General features: G+C 63.9%; 10 protein-coding genes. 1 reads left to right on the plus strand and 9 read right to left on the minus strand.

Going from position 1 to position 14518, the window contains the following annotated elements; all coding sequences use genetic code 11:
• Positions 1–211: 211 nt before the first annotated feature.
• The 5 genes from iolG to ACNQPB_RS09485 form a co-directional block, all read right to left on the minus strand.
• On the minus strand, positions 212–1222 hold the full coding sequence (gene iolG, locus ACNQPB_RS09465; RefSeq protein WP_498751090.1) for an inositol 2-dehydrogenase: 1011 nt from the start codon (positions 1220–1222) through the stop codon (positions 212–214).
• A gap of 47 nt (positions 1223–1269) precedes the next feature.
• Entirely contained in the window at positions 1270–2733 is a 1464-nt protein-coding gene (locus tag ACNQPB_RS09470) for an APC family permease (protein ID WP_498751092.1), read from the minus strand.
• A 140-nt stretch (positions 2734–2873) separates the two neighbouring features.
• The gene (locus ACNQPB_RS09475; protein WP_498751094.1) at positions 2874–3857 is read right to left on the minus strand and encodes a D-2-hydroxyacid dehydrogenase; all 984 of its coding nucleotides are present in this window, start codon (positions 3855–3857) and stop codon (positions 2874–2876) included.
• Positions 3858–3925: 68 nt separating this feature from the next.
• Positions 3926–5683 carry an IlvD/Edd family dehydratase gene (locus ACNQPB_RS09480; protein WP_498751096.1) on the minus strand — a complete coding sequence of 586 codons (1758 nt, stop codon included), beginning with the start codon at positions 5681–5683 and terminating at the stop codon, positions 3926–3928.
• Between the two features lie 54 nt (positions 5684–5737).
• Positions 5738–6505 (minus strand): SDR family NAD(P)-dependent oxidoreductase, encoded by a 768-nt coding sequence (locus tag ACNQPB_RS09485; RefSeq protein WP_498751097.1) that lies wholly within the window; start codon positions 6503–6505, stop codon positions 5738–5740.
• A 189-nt stretch (positions 6506–6694) separates the two neighbouring features.
• Here ACNQPB_RS09485 and ACNQPB_RS09490 point away from each other — a divergent pair, with 189 nt between their 5' ends.
• Positions 6695–7879 (plus strand): Gfo/Idh/MocA family protein, encoded by a 1185-nt coding sequence (locus ACNQPB_RS09490; protein ID WP_498751099.1) that lies wholly within the window; start codon positions 6695–6697, stop codon positions 7877–7879.
• Positions 7880–7952: 73 nt separating this feature from the next.
• Here ACNQPB_RS09490 and ACNQPB_RS09495 read toward each other — a convergent pair whose 3' ends face one another.
• From ACNQPB_RS09495 to ACNQPB_RS09510, 4 genes are all read right to left on the minus strand, one after another.
• The gene (locus tag ACNQPB_RS09495; RefSeq protein WP_498751101.1) at positions 7953–9308 is read right to left on the minus strand and encodes an NAD-dependent succinate-semialdehyde dehydrogenase; all 1356 of its coding nucleotides are present in this window, start codon (positions 9306–9308) and stop codon (positions 7953–7955) included.
• A gap of 94 nt (positions 9309–9402) precedes the next feature.
• On the minus strand, positions 9403–11352 hold the full coding sequence (iolD, locus tag ACNQPB_RS09500; protein ID WP_498751102.1) for a 3D-(3,5/4)-trihydroxycyclohexane-1,2-dione acylhydrolase (decyclizing): 1950 nt from the start codon (positions 11350–11352) through the stop codon (positions 9403–9405).
• Positions 11353–11538: 186 nt separating this feature from the next.
• On the minus strand, positions 11539–12672 hold the full coding sequence (locus ACNQPB_RS09505) for a Gfo/Idh/MocA family protein (protein WP_498751104.1): 1134 nt from the start codon (positions 12670–12672) through the stop codon (positions 11539–11541).
• Between the two features lie 83 nt (positions 12673–12755).
• A complete protein-coding gene (locus tag ACNQPB_RS09510; protein ID WP_498751106.1) occupies positions 12756–14516 on the minus strand; it encodes a hydantoinase B/oxoprolinase family protein in 1761 nt (586 codons plus the stop codon).
• Positions 14517–14518: the final 2 nt, after the last annotated feature.

Below are 14518 nucleotides of genomic sequence, written 5' to 3' on the forward strand. Positions count from 1 at the left end.
CTGCAGATTCATGGGTAATTCCATGGGGCTCATTGACTGCGTGACCTTAGCCACACTGTTTCACTTAGTTGAAGTGTGACCGGTTCCACAGGCGGGCGGCTGTGCCACTTTGAAACACGAATGATACGTTTCATACAGGGTTCAAAACCTGCACCGGGCCGCGCGGATTGTTACGCAACGTCGCACGGCCCGGGGCAGGCAGTATCTTGGCCTAGTTGGCCAGGTCTACGGCCACCGCAGCCCCGGTGCGGGCCGATTTCTCGGCGGCATCGGCCAGGATCAGGGCCGCGCGACCATCTTCGAAACCCGGGCTCCGGGATGGTAGCCCTCGAACTGCACGCAGGAATTCAGCGACTTCAAGGCGGTAGGCCTCAGCGTAGCGCTCCAGGAAGAAGCTCTGGTAAGGACCGATCGCTTCAACTGCCCGGGCGCTCCAGTGCCGGACGAGGGTGTCACTCTTGTTCGCCACCTGCAGCAAACCTGTTGAGCCGAAAGCCTCAATCCGCTGGTCGTAGCCATAGGATGCGTGGCGGGAGTTCACGATCGTCACGAGTTGATCCTTCGACCCGCGCAGGGTAACCACCGCCGAATCGAAGTCCCCGGCCTGGCGGACGTTCTCACTGAAGACGTTCGCGCCACGCGCCGACACTTCAACGATCTCCGGTATGAAGTACCGCGCCATATCCAGATCGTGAATGGTCATGTCCCGGAAAATTCCGCCGGACTCGGCAAGATACGACGCCGGCGGCTCCCCTGGGTCCCGGCTGGTGATCACCATCTGCTCCAAGGTGCCGATCTCATCAGCCGCCACACGACGCTTCAGTTCGACAAAGTGCCGGTCGAAGCGCTTGTTGAATCCAAGGGCGATGGGCACATCCGACGCCGCTGCCTTCCTCCGGAGCGCGTCCACGCGAGCGATGTCCAGGTCAATGGGTTTCTCGCAAAGGACGGGCACGCCGGCATCGATCGCCATTTCAACGAGATCCACGTGGGTCGCTGTGGGCGAGGCGACAATAACGGCATCGACCTCCCCCGAGGCGAACACCTCCCCGGGGTCGTCACTCACCCGGCCACCGAATTCGGCGGCTGTCCGTTTTGCCCCTTCGATGAAGGGGTCGCATACCCAGGCGAGCGTTGCTTCGTCCAGGGTTGCGAGGCTCATCGCGTGTACTTGGCCTATGCGGCCGGTACCGAACAGGCCGATCCTGATCTGTTGCGTCATTGCAAGCTCTCCGATGTCGATACGTCGTTGAAGTGGAAAGGGATTTGTCAGTCGATCTTTTGCCGGCCCAGGCGCGCATATGTTCCCGGTCGCTTGGCACGCAGGAAGAAGGCGTAGGCAATGCCGCCAAAGAACAAGGCAAAAGTGAAGGTCATGAAGATCGCAGTCATGATGGCGGAGCCGCCGATCAGCTCGGGATAGTTGGTGATCGCCAGGTAGGTGATGAGGCCAAGGAAGCCGACGCTGATGATCGGGGCCACGATGGTTTTCCAGACCGACTCCGGGGCGAAACTACGGCGACGGAGGAAGTAGACGAGGACAGCGAAGCTCGTGATGAACATCAAGAGCAAGACTGCGAAGCTGCCGCTACCGCTGGCGATGGGATACAGGTTGTCCGGGGACACGCCCACGATCGTGAAGATCACGGTCGCCACGCCCCAAATCAGACCCACGGCCAGCCCGGACACATAAGGGGACTTATGGCGGGGGTGTACCCTCCCAAGGGCCGAGGGCAGCACCCCGTCGGCCGCGAGGGAGAAGCTGTACCGGGCCGCAATGTTCTGTACAGAGAGCATTGACGCCAGAATCGAAGTGATCAAAAGCACCGTGCCCGCATCCGCGAAGATCTTTCCGACCAGCGCTGTGGCGGCGTCGTTGAACAGGTTGACAGTGTTGTCCTGGGCAGCGCTCTGGGTGTTGTCAGCTCCCAGGAACGCTATATAGGCCCAGGCCGCGATGGCGTAGAACATCCCGATGCCGGCCACGGCAAGGTAGGTTGCCCGCGGGATCGTCCGCTCGGGGCTCTTGACCTCGTCGCGGTAGATCACCGTGGCTTCGAATCCGAAGAAATTACCGACAGCGAAGAGCAGGGCCAGTCCCAGTCCGGCGTCCGCGAGCCACGGCATGGAGAAGCCGATGCCATGCTCCATGTTGCTGCCGCTCGAGGCGAAGGAGACGATGTCGAAGATGACGACCACCGTGGACTCCAGGAGCATCACGGTCGTCAAGACCCTCGCCGAAAGGTCGATCCGATGGTAGGCGAGAAACGTCGTCACTGCGATGATGGCGAGCGCATACCCGTACCACGGGATCTCCGGTCCGTTAAGGGTGTTGGCAACGAAGGACTGCAGCGTTACTGCGAACAGCGGCGGCGCGAAGAATCCGATGAAGATGTAGCCGAACAGCGCAAGGAAAGCCCCCCCTAGACCCGCCGGCTTGCCGAAGCCCGCCGTGACGAAGGAGTAGAAACCACCGGGGTTCTTGACGCTCTGGCTCATCGTGACGAATCCAACGGAGAAGATGAGCAGCATTGCCGTCAGCAGAATGTAAATCCCTGGCGCGGTGTGGCCGCTGAACATCAGCAGCACCGGGATGAAGCCCGCGACTGTAGTCAAGGGCGATGAGAATGCGAGCACGCTCATCACGAGCTCGCCGACTCCCATATTGCCGCTGAGCTTGTGGTCCTGGGTATGGGCCGGCGTTTTCGTCGTACCTCTTATTGTCCTTGGCATGGAATCCTCGTCGCGAAATTTCGAGTGCTGAATCACACTACCGACGGGGATCGTGTGGGGAGTGTACCAGCTTGAGGCATCGGTCCCCATGGAATGCGCCGCAGCCCCTACCGCCGGCACATTCCATGGGTAGGCCTGAGTCAGGGTTTGTCCGTCACCAGGACTGGTGCGGCCACCCCGAGTTTCTTGAGATCCACAACATCGTGGAGGGGCTCGTTCGCCTTCCATCGTCGGAGGTTCCGGGCAAAGGAATCCACCACCCGACCCCGCCAGCCAATCAGGTCCCCGGAGGCATGCGGCGAGACGAGGATGTTTCTCCGGCTCCACAGCGGATTCCCGGCGGCCAGGGGTTCGTGTTCAAAGACGTCGAGGGCGGCACCGCGAAGATGTCCTGCGTCGATCGCGTCAATGAGGTCCTGCTCCACCACGACGGCGCCGCGGCCAACGTTGACGAGCCGTGCACCCGGCCTCATCTTGCTGAACCGGAGCCCGTTGAACAGGCCGCGTGTCTCCTCGGTGAGCGGCAGCGTCAGCACAACGTCTTCGGCCTCGCCAAGAAGCATGTCAAGGTCACCGAAACCGCAGATGGGACCGAGCTGCGCGTCATCTCTCGCCGACCGCCCCACCGCCGTCACGTCCATGCCGGCTGCCCTCAGCAGGAGGATCGTCTCGCGACCAACCGGCCCCGGGCCCACCACCAAGACCTTCCTGCCCAGCAGGGACTCCGTTTCGCGGTGCTGCCATGTGCGTGCCTGCTGCAGCTCGATGGTCCGGCGCAGATCCTTGGTGAACATCAGCAACACGCCGAGGACCCACTCGGCGATGGGCCGTTCGCAGACGCCGCGCGAATTGCTGACCACGATGTCGCTGTTCACGATTTCGTCGGTCATGACGCTGTCGACGCCGATGCTTGAGGTGTGGATCCAGTCCAGCTTCCCGGGGCCTACTTCGCGCAGGAGGTTGGTGCGGAAGTCGTTCAGGAACAGGATTCGAGCCCCCGGCAGCGCAGCCCGGAATTCGTTCGCCGTCCGGACCACCACAACGTCGGCTTCCGCTTCCAAACGTTCAACCGGAGGTACCGGACGGCCCTCCTGGACGATCACAATCACTTTCGGTCGTGACACGTTATCTCCTTCCGCGGCCGCCCCTGCATGGGGCCGCCGCAAGTCTGTGGGTGATTGGGCAATGCTGGTTACCAGCCGCCCTGCCAGCCGCTCATCAGGCCGTAGGGCAGCCTCTGAGGTTCCTCGTCAGGCAGGCCTTTCAGGAAGTCGAAGTCACAGCCCTCGTCGGCCTGGTTTACATGGTCGATGAAAAGGCGGCCGTATCCGCGGCGGTACTTCGGCTCGGGAAGTTTCAGTTCCGCAAGCCGGCTCTCGATTTCCTCCGCCGGGATATCGAGGTCAAGGCGCTGGTTCTCGACGTCCAAGACAATCGGGTCGCCGTCGCGCACGATCGCGAGCGGACCTCCCACGGCGGCCTCCGGGGAAACATGCAGCACGGTGGTCCCGAATGCCGTGCCGCTCATGCGCGCGTCCGAAATTCTCACGACATCCCGGATTCCCTTGCGCAGGAGCTTTTCGGGGATGGGAAGCATTCCCCATTCCGGCATGCCAGGCGCGCCGACCGGTCCGCTGTTGCGCAGCACCAGGACCGAGTCCTCGGTGATGTCCAGCTCGGGATCGTCGATCCTTCGCCCGAGGTCGTAGATGTCCTCGAAGACGATTGCGGAGCCCTTGTGCTGCAAAAGTTCCTTGGAGGCTGCGCTGCGCTTGATCACCGCACCGTTTGGTGCCAACGAACCACGGACGACGGCGATACCACCGGAGGCGTCGAAGGGCGCCTCGAGGGTACTGACGACGATGCCGTCGGGCTCGGGCGCCGAACGGTAGCCCTTTTCAAGGGACTCACCGGTGACCGTGACGGCGTCCCTGTTCAGCAAAGGATCCAGTGCCTTCAGCACCGTGGGGATGCCGCCGACCTCGAACAACTGTTTCACCAGGTACTCGCCGGATGGGCGGACATTGACGATGCGCGGCGTCCGCTGCGAGATCTCGTGGAACCGGTCCAACTGAAGCTCGTAGCCGACCCTGCGGGCGAGCGCCAGGAGGTGCACCACCGCGTTGGTCGAACCACCCACGGCCATGAGCAGCGTGATGGCATTGTCGAAGGCTTCCTTGGTCAGGATTTCGCTGGGCTTCGGGCCTGACAAGGCCATTTCCACGGCCCGGCGGCCGGTGGCTTCTGCGGCCTGCCCGCGGCGCGAGTCGACGGCGGGAATGGAAGCACTGCCAGGCAGGCACATGCCGAGTGCTTCCACGAGGGACGTCATGGTGGAAGCCGTGCCCATTTCACTGCAGTGGCCTGCAGATGGCTTGGCAGCGGATTCGAGTTCGTCGAAGTCGGCCTCGGTGATCTTGCCCGCCCTGAGTTCGTCCGCGTACTTCCACGTGTCCGTGCCGACGCCGAGCTGCTTTCCGCGGAAATGGGCCGGTTCCTGCGGGCCGCCCGTCAGCATGATGGTGGGGATGTCCGCGCTGGCTGCGCCCATGAGCTGGGCCGGAACAGTCTTGTCACAACCTCCCAGCAGCACGATCGCGTCCAGCGGGTAGGCGCGGATGGACTCCTCGACGTCCATGGCCATCAGGTTCCGGAACTGCATGGCTGAGGGCTTCATGAGGCTCTCGCCCAGGGAGATCGTGGGGAATTCCAGCGGCAGGCCGCCGGCCATCAGGACACCACGCTTTACCGCATCGGCAAGGAGCTTGAAGTGGATGTTGCAGTTGACGAGTTCCGACCAGGAGTTGGCTATGCCAATGACCGGCCGGTCCTTGATCGCGAAGCGCGAGAAGCCTTCGGCCTGAATGGCTGTCCGGTGCACGAACCCCGTGAGGTCATGCGGCGCGAACCAGCGTGCGCTGCGGAGATCGTTGTAGTTCGACTCAGGCATATCTTTCAAAGCTCCTTGGCTTGTTGGTGTCTTGTGAGGTCTTGGGTGGGGCAATTACGCGGCGGACGTGCCGCCGTCGAACGCCATGCTGGTCCCCGTGGCGAAGGTTCCCTCGACGGCCAGGAAGTAGATGGCCGCAGCTACTTCCGCGGGGTCGGCGAGCCTGTTGAGCGGCACGGAACCCTCCTTTTGCTGCAGGGCCGCGACCGGGTCGGCTTCAGCCGCCAGTCCCGCCCGCAGCATGGGTGTATCGATGGGGCCGGGGCAGACGGCGTTGACCCGAACATCCGGGGCAAGTTCCAAGGCAAGCGCCCGGGTCAGGCCAACGACTCCCGCCTTCGCGGCGCAGTAGTGCGCCAGTCCCGGAACGCCCATCGAAGCGAGATCCGAGGCAACGTTCACGATGGCGCCCCCGCCTGCTTTTCGCATGTGCAGCCCCGCTTCGCGGGCGACGTAAAACGTTCCGGAAAGGTTGGTGTCCAGCACTTCACGCCAGCGGTTTTCGTTCAGCTCCGCCAGGGGGACATAGCCCGCGATGCCGGCCGCGTTGACCGCTACATCGATGCCGCCGAGTGCGTGGATTGCCCCGCGGACCCCGTTGGCTGCGGATTCGGCGTTCGCGACGTCGGCGACGACGGTGTGCGCATCGCCGTCGATCTCGTCCGCCACGCGCTGCAGTTCAGCCGGGCGGCGTCCCAGCAGCGCCACCGTGGCTCCCCTGCCCGCAAAAAGCTTCACTGTGGCTTCCCCGACTCCGGAGGCGGCACCGGTGATGAGCACCCGCATGCCCTCAGGACGAAGCAGTCGATTCCGGTCCTTCATCGTCGATGGAACTCCCTTTTTAGTAAGCGTGGCCAGCTGTCACATTCCACTAAAACAGCGCGCGGGAAGGCCCGGTTGTCTCAGATTGAGACACAGCACACACCCGCCGCATTCGTAGGCTGAACGACAGATGCCGCCCCTCGTGCGGCACCACTTCGGAGAAACCAGTTGCTACACAGAGGAGTCCACTTGGAACAGCAAGACCGCATCGGGGTTGGCCTGATATCGGTGGGGTGGATGGGCCGCCTGCACTCACGCGCCTACCTGGCCACCAAACAGTTCTTCCCGGAACTGCCGCGGCATCCTGAGCTTGTGATCGCCGCCGACCCGGACGACGCCGGCCGCCACCACGCAGAAGACGCTCTGGGTTACAAGGAAACCGCCACCGACTACCGCAAGGTTCTGGAGAACCCTGACGTCGACGTCGTTTCGATCTGCTCCCCCAACTTCCTCCACCACGAAATTGCCCTGGCCACGATCGAAGCCGGCAAGCATTTCTGGATCGAGAAGCCCATGGGACGCAGCGCCCGGGAATCGCGGGAAATCGCGCAGGGTGCAGAGGCTGCGGGGCTGATCACCTCGGTGGGGTTCAACTACCGTCATGCCCCGGCCGTTGCTGAAGCCCGGCGGCTCATCCGTTCAGGCGCGCTGGGACGAATCACCAACGTGCAGATCCGGCTCCTCACCGGCTATGCCTCGGACCCCACCCAGGTCTTTACGTGGCGCTATGAGCAGGCCCGGGCGGGGTCCGGCGTGCTGGGCGATGTCCTCAGCCATGGATTCGACCTTGCGCAGTTCCTGGTTGGCCGCATCACCTCGCTGAACGCCGTCACCGAGACGTTCATCAAGGACCGGCCGCTGCCTGCGGGCAACTCCTCCAATTCCTTCGACATGGGCAAGGCCTCGGACGTCACGCGCGAGGTGGAGAACGAGGACTACACCGCCATGCTCGCCCGCTTCGAAGGCGGCGCAATCGGCATGTTCGAATCCACCCGGGTTGCCATTGGCCCGCACGCCGAATACATCATCGAGGTGTACGGAACCGAAGGCTCGCTGCGCTGGAACTTCGAACGCATGAACCAGCTTGAACTCGCTACGGACCGCAGCGGCTACCGCACCATCATGACTCCCCCGTCCTTCGGGGAATTCGGACGCTTCCAGCCCGGCCCTGGCCCCGGAATCGGGTTCAATGACCTCAAGACGATCGAGGCTGCCCTCTTCCTGCGGTCCGTGGCCGAAGGCAAGCAGCTTGGCCCCTCGGCGGCTGATGGCTGGTCCGCCTCCGAACTGGTGGATGCCTCCCTCCGCAGCGCCGGGTCCGGGGATTGGATGGAGGTTCCCGAGGTTTCCGGCACCACGACCTACCAGGCGTAATCGCCACGACTCCTGACCCACACCAAAGGGAGGCCGGATCATCTGATCCGGCCTCCCTCTTGTGGGAAATTTCCTACTTCGCGAAGCGGAACAACTTCTTGTTGGCGAACTCAAGCATGCCCACCTTGCCCAGCTCGCGTCCGTAGCCGGACTTCTTCACGCCGCCGAAGGGAACATCGGGGCCGCTGAGGTCGTAGGCGCCCACGAACACCATGCCGACGTCGAGCTGGTTTCCGACGCGCTCAGCCCGCTCGGGGTCGTCACAGATCACCACGGAACCAAGGCCGTAGGGCGAAGAGTTCGCGAGCTTGATCGCTTCCTCGTCGCTGCCCACCTTGTAGAGCTGTGCGACAGGGCCGAAGAGTTCCTGGCTGTACACGTCCATGGACGGGGTGATGTTGGTGAGGACGGTCGGGGTGAAGACATTGCCCTGAGGCTGGTTGTTGCCCACCAGGATCTCGGCGCCCTGGTCGACCGCGCCCTGAACCTGTGATGTCAGGAACCTGGTGGCCGATTCGGAGGACATCGGACCGAAATCGCCGTTCTCGTAGGACTGGCCGGCAATCTCGGCTTTGAACTTCTCCGAGAACTCGTCGAAGTACTTCTCCAGCACAACGATCCGCTTGGAGCCGTTGCAGGACTGGCCTGTGTTGCCCATGCGGCCCATGACGGCCTTCTTCACGGCAAGGTCCACGTCGTCGGTGTCCAGGACCAGAAAGACGTCCGCGCCGCCGAGTTCCAGCACGCACTTCTTCAGCGCACGCCCGGCCTGTTCGGCCACGATTGCGCCTACCTGCTCCGAGCCGGTGAGCGAAACGCCCTGCACCCTGTCATCTGCAATGATGTCCGAGATCTGCTGGTGGGTGGCGAAGAGGTTGACGTAGGCGCCCTCGGGGAAGCCTGCGTCGCGGAAGAGCTCCTCCAGGGCGAGAGCCGACTCGGGGCACTGGCTTGCGTGCCGGACAATAACGGTGTTGCCCAGGATGATGTTGGGGATCGCGAAACGGGCCACCTGGTAGTAGGGGTAGTTCCAGGGCATGATGCCGAGGATGACGCCGAGGCCCTGGTAGCGGAAGAAGCTCCGCAGCCCGTCGGCGACCTCGAGTTCCTCATCGGCGAGCCACTCTTCGGCGTTTTGCGCGAAGGCCGAAGCAATTGCGCCGGAGAACTCGGCTTCGCCTACTGCTTGGTGAAGGGGCTTGCCCATTTCCCGGTTGATGATTGCGGCCAGTTTGTCCTTGCGCTCGACAAAGAGGTCGGCCAGCTTCCGGGCCAAGGCGGCACGCTCCGCCACCGTGGTCTTGCGCGACCACTCCTGGTAGGTGGCCTGGGCAGCGCTGAGTCCTGCCTCTACCTCGGCGTCGGTGGTTGCGGGGTACTCTGCGTGGGTGGTGCCCGTGGCCGGGTCAATAACGGCGAATGCGCCCATGGTGAATGCTCCTGTGTCGGAAAATCGAATGATCGGGTGTATGCCCGTAATGGGCCGGGCGGGACCGCCTGATGACGATCCCGCCCGGTGGCCCTTAGTTCGTGCCAGGTAGGGTGGTGGCCCCGTAGTAGCGCTGACGGGCACGGCCCTGGAGGTGCTTCGCAGTACCTTCCTGGCTGCCCGGGCGCTCGGAGGTCATCGGGACTCCGACGTCCCAGAAGGCGCCGTTGCCGGAGAGGTACCGCCAAGGTTCCACGCGGGCGACGATGACGGCCGGCCCTTCAACTTCCCGCGCTTCTGTGAGCGCGGCAGAGAACTCCTCGATCGTCGTCGTGGACCATGCGGCACAGCCCATACTGGCCGCATTGGCAGCGATATCGAACTCGAGGACGGCCCCGTCCAGGCGACCGGACTCCTTGCCGCGTTCCCGGTATTGGGTACCGAATTCGCGGCCGGGGCCGCCCTTGGAGACCTGGAGCGGCCAGATGCACTGGTGACCCCGGTTGTCGATCACGATGGTGATGATCTTCTGGCGTTCCTGGACAGCCGTCACCAGTTCGGTCGGCTGCATGAAGTACGTGCCATCGCCGATCAGTACGAAGACGTCGCCAGGGGCGTCGGGGCGGGCCAGCCGGTATCCGAGGCCGGCAGGGATTTCGTGGCCCATGCAGGAGTTGGCGTACTCAAAGTGGATTTCCGCGCCGTTCGACGGATCCCATGCCTTGTGGATGCCCTCCACCACACCGCCCGAGCCCAGGATCAGGGCGTCCTGACTGGTCGCCTGCTTGTTGAGCACGTCAATGACTTGCGCCTGGCTCATGTTCTCGCCGGGGAATGCCTGGAGGTCGTGCTGGCGGACCTCCCGGGTAGCCTTCTGCGCGTCCGCGATGTCGCTGCGGAATTCCTCGGAAGTGCCGTAGCCCCCGGCGGCCAGGCGCTCGCGCAGCGCGGACAGGGACAGCCGGGCGTCGCCGACCACGGGGAACGAACCCATCTTGTGGGCGTCGAACGAGCTGACGTTGAGATGGACGAACCTGACCTTCGGGTTCTGGAACAGGGAATGCGATGCGGTGATGAAGTCCTGCAGGCGCGAGCCCACGGTGATCACACAGTCGGCACCGTCGGCGATCTCATTGGCACCAACGGTTCCGGTGACGCCCAGGCCGCCCATGTTCAGTTCGCTGACCGGGCCGCTTCCCTTGCCGGCGTACGTCTCGGAGACAGGGATGCCGAACTCGGCACTGAAGCGTGCCAGTTCCTCCTGGGCCTTCGAGTAGCGGACGCCGCCGCCAGCGATGAGCAGGGGACGCTTCGCGTTGCGGATGATCCCGGCGGCGTCGCGGATCTCGTCCTCCACGGCCGGACGGCGGCGGATGTGCCAAACCCGCGGCGTAAAGAACGCTTCAGGGAAATCGAACTCCGCACCTTGGATGTCCTGCGGCAGGCAGACGACGACGGCGCCCGTTTCCACCGGGTCGGTCAGGACGCGCATGGCCTCCGGAAGGGTGGACAGCAGCTGTGCAGGGTGCGTGATCCGGTCGAAATACCGGCTCACGGGGCGGAAGCAGTCGTTCGCGGAAACATCCCGCTCAACCGGGTGCTCGATCTGCTGCAGGACAGGATCGCCGAACCGGTTGTTGATGATGTCGGCCGGGAACAGGAGTACCGGAAGGCGGTTGGTGGTTGCGGTGGCGGCGCCGGAAATCATGTTCGTGGAGCCGGGACCCGCGGATGCCGTGCAAGCAAGGGTTGCGGCCCGGTTGGAAGCCTTGGCAAAACCGATCGCGGCGTGAACCATCGACTGCTCGTTCTTGCCCTGATAGTGGGGGAAGTCCACACCGTACTCATCGATTCCCTGGGCGAGGCCGACGGAGTTGCCGTGTCCGAAAATGCCATACATGCCGGGAACCAGGCGCCTCCTCTCGCCGTCAAGTTCGCTGTACTGGACCTGAAGGTACTCAACGATCGCTTGCGCGACAGTGCGGCGGCGGACGTTCTTGATGTCGACGTCGGTGCCGATGTCAGCAGCTGCTGTGCTTGTCATGCGTTCTCCTAAATTCGTAGGTGCGTCGGCACTTGCAAACCGATTCGCCCGAACATCAGGTTTTCACCGGGGAGAAGCAAAGTTCTGTCCCAGTTTGATACGACGCCCGGATCAGCCCGTAAGAACAAAACAGCAGCCGACGGCGGCACTTGCGTACCGCCGTCGGCTGCTGTTGGTGATGGCGTGTCAGTCGAACCGGTAGGGCTCCTGCGGGCCCACCGACGGCAGGGGCCGCGGCCGCTCACAGGTGCTTTCGATCTCGATGTGCCGGCCCTGTTCCGATGAAGCTTCGAAGGCGAGCAGGACTTCCAGCACGTGGTAGGCGAAGTCGCCGCCGGTGCGCGGTTCCAGCCCGTTGCGGATGGCATGGCCGAACTCGGCCAGGCCGATGCCGCGGTAGGCGTCGTCACGGTGCGTGATCGGGGTCACGCGCCAGTCGCCACCGCCCGGAGGGGTCATGTCCAAGGCGAGGTCACGAGGCTCCCCCCGTCGCAGAACGGGCGCGCCGGAGAAGTGGTCCGGGTTAGGCGCAGCCAAGGAACCACCCGTCCCATAGATCTCCAGGTGGGGCAGGTTGTGGTTCCAGACGTCCCAGCTGACGATCACCGTGGCGGCGGCTCCGGACTCGAAGTCGATGGTGCCGGTCACGTGCGTGGGGGTCTTGATCTCAATGACTTCGCCCTCGTGTCCAGGGCGCGGCCGCGTCTCCGAGGAGCGGGGCGCCGTGGCGGAAACCCGCTTCACGGGCCCAAAGAAGTTCACCAGGTTGGTGATGAGGTATGGCCCGATGTCCAGCATCGGCCCGGCTCCCGGGCTGTAGAACGGATCCACGTTCGGGTGCCAGTGTTCGTAGCCGCGGCACGCGAACGACGCGAACGCGGCCACGGGACGGCCGATCCAGCCGTCGTCGATGAGCTTGCGGCTGGTTTGCATGCCGGAGCCCAGGAAGGTGGTGGGCGCCGATCCGACCTTGAGGCCGGCTTCGCGGGCTGCGTCCAGGATCTGCTTCGCTTCCTCCAGCGATGTAGCAAATGGCTTCTCGGAGAGGACGTGCTTGCCGGCCGCGATGGCTTGGAGCGTCACGGGTGCATGCAGCTTCGGCGGGGTGAGGTTGAGGACCAGCTCAACCTCTTCGTCTGCCAGCAGTTCCTCGGGAGAGAGGGCCTTGGGAACCAAGTACTCCGCTGCACGCTTCTTGACGGCTTCGGCGTTGACGTCCGCGAGTGCCACCACATTGACGTCAGGATGGACGCCGATCTTGTCCAGGTATTGATTGAGAACGTTCCCGACGCCGATAATGCCGACTCGAATGGGTTCCATGTGAATCTCCGTCATTTGTTGTTGAAACAGTCCGGGGCGAGGCACGAACCCCGCCCCGGAACCAGTAGCGATGGCGGGGACTGCTAGCCCGCGAGGCGCTCGCGCCGGATTTTTGCTGTCGCCTCTTCGTCGATGGCATCGCCGGTGATAACGACACCGTAGTCCGCGGCCGCCGCCTCGAGCGATACCCGGGACTCACGGAAATCGTCCAGCACTGCCAGCACGTCACGCTCAAGCGGGTCTCCGTAGCCGCCGCCACCGGGCGTTACGGAAACCACCCTTTCTCCACGCGGCAGGTCGTAGCGGCCCACCACCGGAATCTCGCGGTGCTCACCCGTAGTGAGGTCCTCGACCCAGGCAGCTGGAGCCTGGCCGTCGCGCCCGCCCCGGACGCCCTTCGGCGGGTTCAGCTTGCCCTCGATGCCATAGGTGATGGTCACGCTCTCGCCACGAGGCTCCATCGTGACCCGCGTGGCGAGTCCGCCACGCTGCCTGCCGGCTCCGCCGGAGTCGGCCACAAGGCTGCGTTCGTGGATCAGGATCGGATACCGCTGTTCGTCCACCTCAACACTGTCGTGGTAGAGGAGGGCACCACATACGGGCCGCTGGTACGTCGGCCAACCGTCAACGTAGGGGGTCGCGGGCCCGCCGACGCCGCCCACCAGGATCTGGTTCACGTAGGCGTTGCCGTTCCGTTCATCGATTCCGGAGATGACCGACTTCGCGGGCGCCTGGCCGGCAGCACCCTCGGCGGTGCCGTAGCCGTCGTCGATCTGCGAGAAGGCCGCCTGGACGATGTTCACGACGCGGTCCGCGAGGTTGGTGGTTCCGGACGAGCAGGAGTACGGGTGCTTCGGCACGCCGACAGCGCAGCCGTCCCGCAGGAGCACTTCGACTCTGCGGAAGGTTCCGGCGTTGCTCGGCAGGTTCTCCGGGATGCCGGAGAGGATGCCTGCCAGGGCTGCGCCGGTAGCCGTTGCCCTCGTGAGGTTCAGGCCGTTGGGGAGGTTGTCCGGGTTGTCCCTGAGGTCGATGACGATCTTGCCCTGCTTGGGCTTGACCTCGAGGGTTGCCTGCAGATGTACGCCGTCCGGACCGGTGCCCGGGAACGGGTCATGGGACGAGGTGCCGTGCAGGACGTACTCGGGCAGGGTCTCGATGGCGCTGGCGGTGAGGCGCTCGGAGTAGTCGAACCAGGCATCAACGAAGTCCACGAGGTCATCGACGCCGAATTTCCCGGCGAGTTCGTGGATGCGGCGTTCGGCGATGCGGGAGGCACCGACCGATGCGAGGTAGTCGCCGTACCACTGGTCAGGTACGCGGATCCGCGACCGGCACATGCGGATGATGTCGTCGATGTCCGTGTAGTCACGCTGGATCCGCACGCAGGGGAAGATCAACGCACCTTCCTCGTAGACGTCCCGCGCGGTGGCGAAGAACGTGGTGGGAAGCGAGTTGCCGCAGTCCGCCTGGTGGGCTTTGGTCACGGCGGTGAAGAGGTGCCGGCCTTGGATGAAGATGGGCACCAGGATGACGTGGTCCGCGGCGTGCGAGTTGCCCATGTACGGGTCGTTGTGCAGGAAGGCATCGCCTTCGCGGATGTCGTCGTGCAGCGCCACCATGTCTTCGCCGAGGGGGCCGGCACCGAAGACGTGTACGGGTACGCCTTCCGCTGCAGCGAGCAACTGGTTGTCTGCCGTCAGCACGGCGCAGGAGAAGTCACGTGCCGTGTTGATGACAGAGGAACGTGCCGAACGCAGCAGGCCGCTGGTCATTTCACGGACGATGCCGTCGAATGCATTGGCAAGTACCGAGAGCTTTACGGGATCGAATTCGCGCGCCACGG

It is taken from the genome of Curtobacterium sp. LFS079 (assembly GCF_047977865.1).
Taxonomy (GTDB): Bacteria; Actinomycetota; Actinomycetes; order Actinomycetales; family Micrococcaceae; genus Arthrobacter.

Bases quoted from the DNA above. Each gene is read 5' to 3' on its own strand.
- iolG (WP_498751090.1), bottom strand. From the start codon at position 1,222: ATGACGCAACAGATCAGGATCGGCCTGTTCGGTACCGGCCGCATAGGC.
- ACNQPB_RS09470 (WP_498751092.1), bottom strand. From the start codon at position 2,733: ATGCCAAGGACAATAAGAGGTACGACGAAAACGCCGGCCCATACCCAG.
- ACNQPB_RS09480 (WP_498751096.1), bottom strand. From the start codon at position 5,683: ATGCCTGAGTCGAACTACAACGATCTCCGCAGCGCACGCTGGTTCGCG.
- ACNQPB_RS09485 (WP_498751097.1), bottom strand. From the start codon at position 6,505: ATGAAGGACCGGAATCGACTGCTTCGTCCTGAGGGCATGCGGGTGCTC.
- ACNQPB_RS09495 (WP_498751101.1), bottom strand. From the start codon at position 9,308: ATGGGCGCATTCGCCGTTATTGACCCGGCCACGGGCACCACCCACGCA.
- iolD (WP_498751102.1), bottom strand. From the start codon at position 11,352: ATGACAAGCACAGCAGCTGCTGACATCGGCACCGACGTCGACATCAAG.
- ACNQPB_RS09505 (WP_498751104.1), bottom strand. From the start codon at position 12,672: ATGGAACCCATTCGAGTCGGCATTATCGGCGTCGGGAACGTTCTCAAT.